This window comes from Armatimonas sp. (assembly GCF_031410135.1).
Classification (GTDB): domain Bacteria; phylum Armatimonadota; class Armatimonadia; order Armatimonadales; family Armatimonadaceae; genus Armatimonas.
Genome location: NZ_JANNYP010000461.1, coordinates 1 through 9,166, shown reverse-complemented (window position 1 = coordinate 9,166; position 9,166 = coordinate 1). Strand labels below are relative to the sequence as shown.

Below are 9,166 nucleotides of genomic sequence, written 5' to 3'. Positions count from 1 at the left end.
CGGAGAGTGCCCGCGCCGCTATGGACGCCACTGAGGCCGGGATCACGGTTCTCACCACGATGCGCTGCACCAATATCCCCACGGTCTTTACGCTCTTGGAGCGCTACGGTATCCCACCGCAGACCCAGGCGAGGCTGATCCAGGTAATACTGAACCAGTGTTTGCTCTTTCCTCCTGAAACTGAGACGGCAACAGCATTCTTTGAAGCCGCTTGGGTTGCGGATAATACCTCGCTTAGGGAACTCGTGGCGAAGCGGGCCACGCAACAAGAGATCCAGCACATCCTGCGCTACTGGTCCAAAGGCACTACTTTGGAGGAGCAACTTAAAAAATGAAACGACTATTGTCTCTTGCCCTAGCGCTCGCGCTGGGGATCACGCTTGGGGTCTTTTTCTCGCGGCGAAGCTCTCCAACGACCGAGGAGATCACGCCGGAAAAAGTGGTAAGCGCCTACGCTCGCTATACCTGCCTCACGCCTCCCAATTATCAGGTAGATAATGGACTGCTCATGCTCTGCCGAGGAGCCAACCCGGAGGATGTGAAGCGCGCTGAGGCGGACACGGGCCCTCATGCATACTCCGAGGTGCGGGTTCTGGTGGATTTTAAGGCAGCATTGGCTCTAAAAGCAGACACTGGAACCTTTCCTATTGGGGCGGTGGTGGTCAAGGAGAAAGTGGCGCGGCAGTATCCTTATCTGAAAGATGCGCCCCGACGGCCCAATAGCGTGACTGGAATGATCAAGCGTGCTCCCGGCTACGATCCACAAAATGGCGACTGGGAGTATTTCATTCAGGAAGCCGGGGCTCCGCTGGAAAAGGGGAAGATTTCGACCTGCATCGGGTGCCATACGAAAGCGCCGGGGCCAGATCACCTCTTTGTGCCATGGCTTAAGCGCAAGACGGTTCTGCGAGATCTAAGGTAAGACTCAGTCAAGCCACCAGGCATAGAGACCGCCGGGATCGCACTGAAGGACAAGATGCGCCGCGAGGAAGAGGAGCAGGTAGGCGGTGCGTTGCCAGATATTGAGCCGTGACCAGAGGGCGAAGAAGAGTGCCCAGAACACCAGGAAAAGCGCCCCTGAGTAGGCTTCGACGTAGGCGACGCGGTGGTTCCAGAGGTCGTAGCCAGGTGAGCGGCCTACCAGCCACTTGGGGTCGTTGACCATCATCTGCGGCCAGTGTCCTAGAAAGATCTGTGCCTCGCGGGCCATGAAGTACAGGGGAATGTGCGGTAGCGCGGGAGCTAGGGCGCAGATACCAAGGACAAGACGCGGAAACCAAGTCGGAACGCGTGCGGTGTTGAGAGCAAGCCCGATGCCAAGTAGCAAGAGCGCCAGTGGCACAAAGTCGTCCCAGTCCGTGAAGGTAAAACTCCCAAGGATACAGAAGCACCGCAAGAAGTAGACATACCAGGTAAGCCCTAGAAAGAGTAGTAGGGTTCCCATACCGGCGCTGAGAATCCAGGAGAGCGGGGAGATACCATCGTAGCGCTTCATCTGCTTTTAGTATCGGAGTTTAGCATGGGAAAGTTCCCCGCGATAGAGGCTCTGCTATGAGCCGAATTGTCTATGTCCGCGCCAATGCGGAGTGGATTCCCTTTGCCAGTACGAGCTACGCCGCCTGGGACGGCTTCACGAAGCTCGGCTACGATGGCAAGACGCTGCTAATCAAGGCCAACGACGGGCACTCGCTGGGCAACTACAACCTGCGTCTGGTCGAGTACGCCAAGCTTCTGGAGGCACGCTGGGACGAAATGGCCCACGCCAGCCCGTAACCAAAAGCGAGCGTTCTGCGTTTCTTGTTGCATGACAAAACGAAATATGGTCTCGTTGCTGGTAGGCGTTGGAGTTGTGGCTGTGTGTAGCCTTGCACCGCTCACGGGCTGGCTGGCGCGCTTGGAGCTGCGAATGCTCACGGTTGCTGGGGTTCAGGCAATGATCTACGCGTCACAGAATACGACAAAATCTGTCAACGACCCGGTGACGGCACTCGCCAATGGGACGCGAGTCAGTTTATTGGGGGAGGCGAAGCGCTTTCCGGGTGATGTGGCGCTCCAGGCGGCGGCGTTGCGCTTTGGGTTGGAACAGGCCTCGCCGGGCAAGCGCCCCGAGAACTACGAAGGCTCTAAAGAACCTGCTCCCGTCTATGTGTCACCGAAAGACAGCGATGTCGCGGCGCTGCTGGAAGTGGCGGAGCGGGGCGCTCGTCTGGAGCCCGAGAATGCCTACTTCCCTGCCTGCAAAGTGGCTGTCTTGCTGGCGGCGAATCGGGATGATGAGGCGCTCACCGCACTTCATGAGTCCGCTACAAATACAACCTGGGATGAGCACATTCCTGATGAGATTCGGGCGAAGTGGCAGCAGATGGAGCAGCGCCAGGGTAAGTCGCCTGCGCTTTCACGGGTGGCGATCTCAGCGTCTATACTCTATCCCCACTACGCACAGCTGCGGGCTATGGCGCGGGTGGTGCAGGCAAAGGTAATCGCCAAAGAGCAAGCGGGCGATCTGCAAGGCGGGTTGGCACTTCGCACGGAGATGATGGCCTTGGGAGCGCATCTACGTAACGACGCCCCGAACCTCATCGGGAACCTGGTGGGCATGGCGATCCATAGCATTGCCACATCGCGCCCCGGCGGAGCACCGAAGCTCGAAAAAGAGAAGCTTCATCAGCCGGGCGAGAGCGACGAAGCGCTGACGGCACGGGTGCAAGTTATCCGTGATGCGGAGTGGGATGCCTATGCCCAGCGCGTGGGTCACCTGGAGCTGGTGGGAGCGGCTGCGCAGAACACCGCGTTTCGCCTTGCGATCAAGGGGCGAATGGATCGTGCTGATGCTACCAGCCCCATGGGCATGACGCGGTTGTTTAGGGTAATGAAGCTCGAAGCCGCAGGGCTTGCTCTTATGCTTTCCGCGCTCTGGGTTGTGTTGATCGGCGGGTTGTGTCAGGGGCTGCGCCGCACCCGCCGCATCCAAGAAGGCAAGCCGCTCCACTCGGGAGTGCGTGCGGGCCTTTGGCTGAGCTTCGGCATCGTACCACTGATCAGCCTGCTCGTCTCTCGGGCAGCGGGCGAGGAGATTCTGCTGGGAGTGGGCCTAGCGACGGCAGTGCTCACGGCAGGGACTCTCTATTTCCAGCGCCGCATACTGGGCTCCGTCTTCCTGACCGTTGTCAGTGTCTACGGCGTTCTGGCGCTGGCGATTGCCACGGGCTATGGGGTTCTCGGAATGCTCCAGGGGCTCGGTGCGGGAAACCAGGGTCTTTCCAGCGCCACGATCGCGCTTCTGGCTAGTCCTTTGCTCCTCACTATCCCCCTCCTCGTCCTCCTCGCCCTTGCGATTCGCGGCTGGCGTCGCCGCGTCCCCGCCTCCGTTGCCATGGTGCGTGGCTTCCCCAAGCTCGCCCTGCCGCTCATGGCAGCGCTCCTGGTGGCCTGGGCCGCGCTACTGATCCCCACGGCTCAGGAAGAAGAGAGCCTGCGCCAGGGACTAGAGCGCGGAATCCAGCACGAAGGGCGCATGATCATGGAGTGCGCCGGAGAGCCCTGGCCCGGAGATAAGTAAGGGACTCTCCAGGACGAGGTCTAAGGAGGAGTACGACCGTACCCATCCTGGGATCTCGTCCCAGAGAGCTGCGTACGGTCGTACGCGTATCTCCCCCTCGACCCGCCACGCCGCGTACGAGCGTACTCACACCGACAGCTCGTCCCAGAAGAGCCCCGACTCTCGTACGCACGGTTCTCTCTCGTCCCCGAAGCGCCCGTACTACCGTCCGTGGCTCTCTAGGACGCGCCGTGTAGCTGCTTCGAAAGCACGATACCAATCAGGAACATCTAATCCCGCGGTCTGGCTAATATTTCCTTGGAGCCACTTGCGTACCTTGGGGGTGAGAAGGTGCTGGTCACCAGGAGTGAGCTGGTTCAGGAGGCGTGTGAGGGATTGGTAGGCAAGTTCCTGGTGGGTGTGGCTCTGAAGCTGGCCGATATGATCTATCAGAAGAGGCAGCTCGCTCTTCTCCGCCGTCTCCACAAGCCGCAGGCAGGCGCACTGATAGTTTAGATCGGGAACTTTCATCGAGGATCGGAGTGCATCTGCCAAAGCGAGAACCGTTGCCAGCACCAGCGCACCAAAAAAGAGAAAGGGATTGTGAGTAACCAGAAAGAATCCCAACCCCGCTAGAATCAGCACCAGCAGGGCAAGTCGTGTCACCTGAAGTTGTCGCCCTTTTTCCGCTGCGACCACCGTGAATTCTTGAAGCATCTGGTGGGCTTCAGACGCGGACAGGCTTGGTGCAGTAAGATCGGCAGTTTCCTGTTCAAGCGCACGACGGGCCATGGCGATTAGCGCTTCTTCGCCGGGAACCTGCGGCTTCTTTTTTGCGAGCTTCTGCACCAGCTTGCTCGTTTTCTCATCTCCGATTCGCAGTAGAGCCTCTAGGGCGACGATGCGAAAGGGAAGTGCGGCATCAAGCTGACTGATGTGGCTCCGCAGGATCTTTCGGGCACCCTCGGGCAGAAGGGGAGCATCTTGCGCAGTGACTCGGGGCAGAAGCTCTTGAAGGCGCTCAACAATCTGGAGTCGCATTTCGGAGTATTCCAAGCCCTCAATCAGCCAGGCAATGTCCTCAAGTTGTGCCTGGGGAGTTAGGGTTTGTAAGGCGGCTTTCTGTCGGGAGGACTCCCGCACTAAGCGCCAGCCGAAGGTGTTGAGGAGTCCGTTCAGCCCAATCCAGGCGAAAAGCTCCTGGAAACGAATCATATGGGCAAGTGCTAGTCCGTAGCCCAGCAATATCCCGATGCTTGAGCCGAGTCTGATCACCCGAAGAAGCCGCTGACGCTTGCGACGGCGTGTCCCATCGGTTTGCAGGACTTGCCGCGCTTCTTCCTCGGTCATTGTCAATGTGTCGGTGGGGCGTTGCTGCTGGCGGAACATGGAGGGATGGGGGGCTCAGTCGGTGAAGAGCTCGCTGACGGAGTCGCCTGTCCAGATGCGGCGGATGGCCTCGGCGAAGAGGTGCGCGACGGAGATGACGGTGGTTTTCTCGGTGCGCTTTTCGGCGGAGATCGGGATGGTGTCGGTGACGATCAGCTCTTTGATCTCTGGGCGGGAGAGGCGCTGAACCGCAGGGCCAGCCAAGACGGCGTGGGTGCAGGCGACGTAGATCTCCGGGTTGGCACCGCTGGCAATCAGCATGTCAATGATCTCGTTGATCGAGCCGCCGGTGGAGATCATGTCGTCGTAGACAATGCAGGTCTTGCCCTTGACATCGCCTGCGAGGCCCGAGATCTCGGCGATCCCGTGGCTTGGGCGGAACTTGTAGCCCACGGCGAGCGGGCAGTGCAGGCGCGAGGCGATCTTACGCACTTTCTTCACGCGGCCCTCATCGGGCGAGACCACGACGATATTTTCCAGGTTCTTGGTCGCCAGATAGTCGCTGATCGCTCCAATGGCCGTTAAGTGGTCCACGGGAATATCGAAGAAGCCTTGGATCGCATCAGCGTGCAGGTCCATGGCGACAATACGATTCGCGCCCGCTGTGGTGAGCAAGTTGGCGATCAGCTTGGCGGTGATCGGCTCGCGCGGTCGGTCTTTCTTCTCCTGGCGGGCATAGCCGTAGTAGGGCAGCACCACCGAGATACTATTGGCGCTGGCTCGCTTGAGCGCGTCCAACAAGATCAGCAGCTCCAGTAGGTTCGCATCAATCGGGGCGCACGTGGGCTGGAGCACAAAGGCGTCCGTGCCGCGCACCGAGTCCTCGAACTTGATGTAGATCTCGGAGTCGGGGAAGCGCGTGATCTTGAGAGGGCCAAGCTCGATACCCAGGTTTTGGGCGACAGCGGCGGCGAGCTCGGGGTGCGCAGTTCCGGAGAAGAGCGCCATGGGGGGGCGAAGAGCAGACATACGGAGGCTATTGTACCGTGAGCGGCGCAACTGCGTGCGCATTTTTGCCGTCCGTGCTCACCTGCCAGAGGGCATCCTTCCAGAGATAGAAAATTGTCTTTCCATCAGGGGCAAACCGGGGCTGCTCGAACGTGCCTTTTTCTGCTGGGCCTGCCAGCCCGAGAGGACGGAAGCCCGAGCCATCGCGCTGGAGCAGGCAGAGGTCGTAGTTGAATGGGTTGGCCTTGTCGGAGATAATCACAAACTGCTTGCCATCGGGGGAGAGGGCAGGATCGTGGACAAAACTCCCTCCAATATCTTCGGCCTTTCGCCCGAAGAGCTCGCGTGGGGGCTGCTTGCCATGGGCAGCTACCTCAAAAAGCGCCTCTCGGCTTCCGCCCATGTCATCGGTGGGAACCCTTGCGGCGAAGATCACGGAGCGTCCGTCGGGGGTGAACTGAGGTGCGCTGATCTCTCGGTACTTGCTGTGGGTGAGTGGGCGCAGATCCGTGCCATCGCGGCGGATCGTCCAGACATCGGAATCACTCCAGAACACACCCGTAGGGGCGATAGGATTGTTTTTCGGGCGGGCAAAGACCAGCTTCTGACCATCGGGAGAGAAGCGCGGCTTAAACTCGCTGTATGTATCATCATTGGTGAGCCGCCGGACACTCTTGCCATCCAGCGATGCTAGCCAGAGATCAGACTCCGCCGAGAACGCCACGGCCTTGCCCTCAGGGGAGAGCGTGGGATAGGCCAGAGCGCGAGGGAAGCCCGGAGTGTCGATGGTGGTGCTCTTGCCCGTTGCTAGCTCCAGAAGCGAGAGAGGGCTGTTGAGTGCGAACACGACCCGCTTGCCATCCGCGCTGAGATCGTAAGTGAGCTCATTGGCGCGTACATACTTCGCCCCCGAGAGCTTGCCCATGACAAATACCAGTGCTCCAAAGCCGAAGGTAACCAGAGGCGGTAGGAGAAACAGCGCCGCACAGCCGCCCAGCATCCAAAAATACCAAGGCCTTGCGCGCTTCGCGTCCAACTTAGAGCCCCACCCCGCGTGCCGACACTGTGGCGCGTGCCTGTGCGACCGGCTTCATCACGATCTCGTCTAAGTTCACGTGCCAGGGGCGGGTGACGGCAAAGACCACGACTTCGGCGACATCGTCGGCGGTGAGAGGCGTGAGGCCATCGTAGACTTTTGCCGCTCGCTCTTTGTCGCCGAAGAAGCGCACTTCCGAGAACTCGGTCTCGACCATGCCCGGCGCGACATCGGTGATGCGAACGGGCGTGCCATTAAGCTCTAAGCGCAGCGTCTCCGTGACGGCGCGGGCGGCGTGCTTGACAGCGCAGTAGCCCGCACCATTGGGGTAGGTCTCGCGGCCCGCGACGCTGGTGATATTGACGATATGTCCCTTGCCGTTTTGGAGCCTGGGGAGCAGGGCGCGGGTGACACGCATCAGGCCCATGACATTGGTCTGGTACATCTGGAGCCAGTCCTCGTCGCGGGCTTGGGCAAGTGGCTCTAATCCAATCGCGCCACCCGCATTGTTCACGAGCACCTGAATGGCATCGGGTACGGTGGCGCAGAAGGCTTCGACCGAGGCTGTATCTGCCACATCGAGAACATGCGCCGCGCCGCCTAGCTCCTTGGCGAGGGTATTGATTTTATCTTCGCGCCGTGCGCCTAAAACGACGAAATAGCCTGCCGCCGCAAGCTGCCGTGCCGTCGCCGCTCCAATGCCGCTAGAGGCACCAGTGACGACCGCTATTTTTTTCTCACTCATGAAGGCCATTGTATCGAACGGAAATAATTCTGGCATGACATGGAAGCAAGGGCGAAACTGGGGCGTCGTGATTCTGGTAGTAGGTTCCCTTGCTTGGTGGATCCCTGCCCCTACGGAAATTTTCGATGTGCAGACGTGGAGATCACGTGAGAAACGCCCGGCGATGGTGCCTGATTTAAAGCGCCGTTTTCTTCAACCAGGAAGGCAACGTGAGAGTGTAGAGCAGTTGCTTGGGAAAGCGGATCTCCCCAACAATAGATATTGGCTAAAAAAGAATGAATACGGCTTTGGTGACATGGCCTTGCAGATTCATTATGACAGTGAATCGCGGCTGGTTTCCGCCGACATCTTGCCCACCGAATGAGGCCAAATGATGTCATGTTTTTATCGTATCTTGCGATAAACTAGAGTCAGGGAGAGCTTTTTTCCTGAATCATTGACCGCCCAATAAATTGGACGTCGCCCTTCGGGAGACAAAGTCGCTCCGCGACTAAATTCGGTAGTCCGATTCATCGGATATTGTTTCCGTCGGAGACGCTGATTTTAATCGGCGGCCCAACGATTCGTGAAAAAAGGCTCAGGGAATTTTCTAATTATGCGTAACCGTGCCGCCTTTACTCTCATCGAGCTTCTGGTTGTCATTGCCATTATCTCCATTCTCGCCGCGATTCTCTTTCCCGTCTTTGCGCAGGCCCGTGCCAAGGCCCGCCAGACGGTCTGCATGAGCAACATGCGCCAGATCGGTCTGGGGGCTCGGATGTATGTTCAAGACTACGACGAGGTCTTCTTTGCCTTCGATCAGGGAGGTATTGGCTGGACGATCCCGCGCTCCAACTGGAACCCGAGTCAAGATTTTCTTTTAAAGCCGTACCTGAAAAACACGGGAGTGCTGAACTGCCCTGAGGAAAAAGTGGTCATCTCCGGTGGAGTCACCATACGCTCGCCGCAGTACGCCATGAACAACCTGCTCAACCGGCCTCCTGATATCACAGCTCCCGATGGTGGAACGACGGTGGGACCGCTGACACGCAGCGAGGCGGCGGTGGAGACCATGACGCTCCTGATGTGGGAGCATAACAACCCCGCCGTGCACTGTGAGACTTGGTCTAGCTCGCCGGGTCACTGGGAATCGGCGCACCACAATGGCTTCAACGGGCTCTTTTGTGATGGTCATGTCAAGCGCCTAAGCCTCGGGATCTTGAAAGACTCCATGCTCACCTACTGGGAAGACTAAGCCTGCCACTGCGTGATCTCCATCAGATAGCATGCGCCGTCAGGGATGAGAGATGCGGGGCCGTGCTCGCCGTAGACAACCAGCCGGTTCTCGCCGGGCAGGAGAGTGATATCGCTATGGCTGACCGGAACTCCGTTAAGCCAGACAGCATCGGGGGACTCTCCCTCAAAATGAAGCTGGGCGCTGCGCGGTTCCTCACCACCCCCAATGACAGCCTCTTTCTTGGCGGCCACTTGCTGCTGGAGGGTGCCCGCATGGCTGAGCTGCCACTCCGGG

General features: G+C 59.1%; 12 protein-coding genes. 6 read left to right on the top strand and 6 right to left on the bottom strand.

Going from position 1 to position 9,166, the window contains the following annotated elements:
* Both RMO15_RS17130 and RMO15_RS17125 read left to right on the top strand, forming a co-directional pair.
* Window positions 1-335 (top strand): hypothetical protein (locus tag RMO15_RS17130; RefSeq protein ID WP_309714664.1); only part of this gene is annotated, 335 nt, incomplete at its 5' end.
* Window positions 332-922, top strand: coding sequence for a cytochrome P460 family protein (locus RMO15_RS17125; RefSeq protein ID WP_309714663.1), 591 nt, complete (start codon window positions 332-334; stop codon window positions 920-922). The genes RMO15_RS17130 and RMO15_RS17125, both read left to right, overlap by 4 nt.
* 3 nt (window positions 923-925) lie before the next feature.
* Here the strand turns inward: RMO15_RS17125 and RMO15_RS17120 are convergent, their stop codons facing one another.
* Window positions 926-1,495: a hypothetical protein gene (locus RMO15_RS17120; protein ID WP_309714662.1), complete on the bottom strand. Its 570-nt coding sequence runs from the start codon at window positions 1,493-1,495 to the stop codon at window positions 926-928.
* A 56-nt stretch (window positions 1,496-1,551) separates the two neighbouring features.
* Here RMO15_RS17120 and RMO15_RS17115 point away from each other — a divergent pair, with 56 nt between their 5' ends.
* Window positions 1,552-1,773, top strand: a complete 222-nt coding sequence (locus RMO15_RS17115; RefSeq protein ID WP_309714661.1) for a hypothetical protein — start codon at window positions 1,552-1,554, stop codon at window positions 1,771-1,773.
* A 31-nt stretch (window positions 1,774-1,804) separates the two neighbouring features.
* Window positions 1,805-3,559, top strand: a complete 1,755-nt coding sequence (locus tag RMO15_RS17110) for a hypothetical protein (RefSeq protein ID WP_309714660.1) — start codon at window positions 1,805-1,807, stop codon at window positions 3,557-3,559.
* A 201-nt stretch (window positions 3,560-3,760) separates the two neighbouring features.
* Here the strand turns inward: RMO15_RS17110 and RMO15_RS17105 are convergent, their stop codons facing one another.
* The 4 genes from RMO15_RS17105 to RMO15_RS17090 are packed head-to-tail and all read right to left on the bottom strand — an operon-like array spanning window position 3,761 to window position 7,665.
* Complete coding sequence (locus tag RMO15_RS17105; protein ID WP_309714659.1) at window positions 3,761-4,888, bottom strand: hypothetical protein; 1,128 nt, start codon at window positions 4,886-4,888, stop codon at window positions 3,761-3,763.
* Window positions 4,889-4,942: 54 nt separating this feature from the next.
* Window positions 4,943-5,896, bottom strand: a complete 954-nt coding sequence (locus RMO15_RS17100; RefSeq protein WP_309714658.1) for a ribose-phosphate pyrophosphokinase — start codon at window positions 5,894-5,896, stop codon at window positions 4,943-4,945.
* Between the two features lie 7 nt (window positions 5,897-5,903).
* Window positions 5,904-6,875, bottom strand: coding sequence for a DPP IV N-terminal domain-containing protein (locus RMO15_RS17095; protein ID WP_309714657.1), 972 nt, complete (start codon window positions 6,873-6,875; stop codon window positions 5,904-5,906).
* A 37-nt stretch (window positions 6,876-6,912) separates the two neighbouring features.
* Entirely contained in the window at window positions 6,913-7,665 is a 753-nt protein-coding gene (locus tag RMO15_RS17090) for an SDR family NAD(P)-dependent oxidoreductase (protein WP_369016131.1), read from the bottom strand.
* Between the two features lie 25 nt (window positions 7,666-7,690).
* Between RMO15_RS17090 and RMO15_RS17085 the strand changes: the two genes are divergently transcribed.
* Together RMO15_RS17085 and RMO15_RS17080 are read left to right on the top strand one after the other, a co-directional pair.
* Window positions 7,691-8,020, top strand: a complete 330-nt coding sequence (locus tag RMO15_RS17085; RefSeq protein WP_309714655.1) for a hypothetical protein — start codon at window positions 7,691-7,693, stop codon at window positions 8,018-8,020.
* A 231-nt stretch (window positions 8,021-8,251) separates the two neighbouring features.
* Entirely contained in the window at window positions 8,252-8,890 is a 639-nt protein-coding gene (locus RMO15_RS17080) for a prepilin-type N-terminal cleavage/methylation domain-containing protein (RefSeq protein WP_309714654.1), read from the top strand.
* On the opposite strand, the gene RMO15_RS17075 is transcribed toward RMO15_RS17080, so the two are convergent.
* Window positions 8,887-9,166 (bottom strand): hypothetical protein (locus RMO15_RS17075; RefSeq protein ID WP_309714653.1); only part of this gene is annotated, 280 nt, incomplete at its 5' end. The two genes, RMO15_RS17080 and RMO15_RS17075, sit on opposite strands and share 4 nt — an antisense overlap.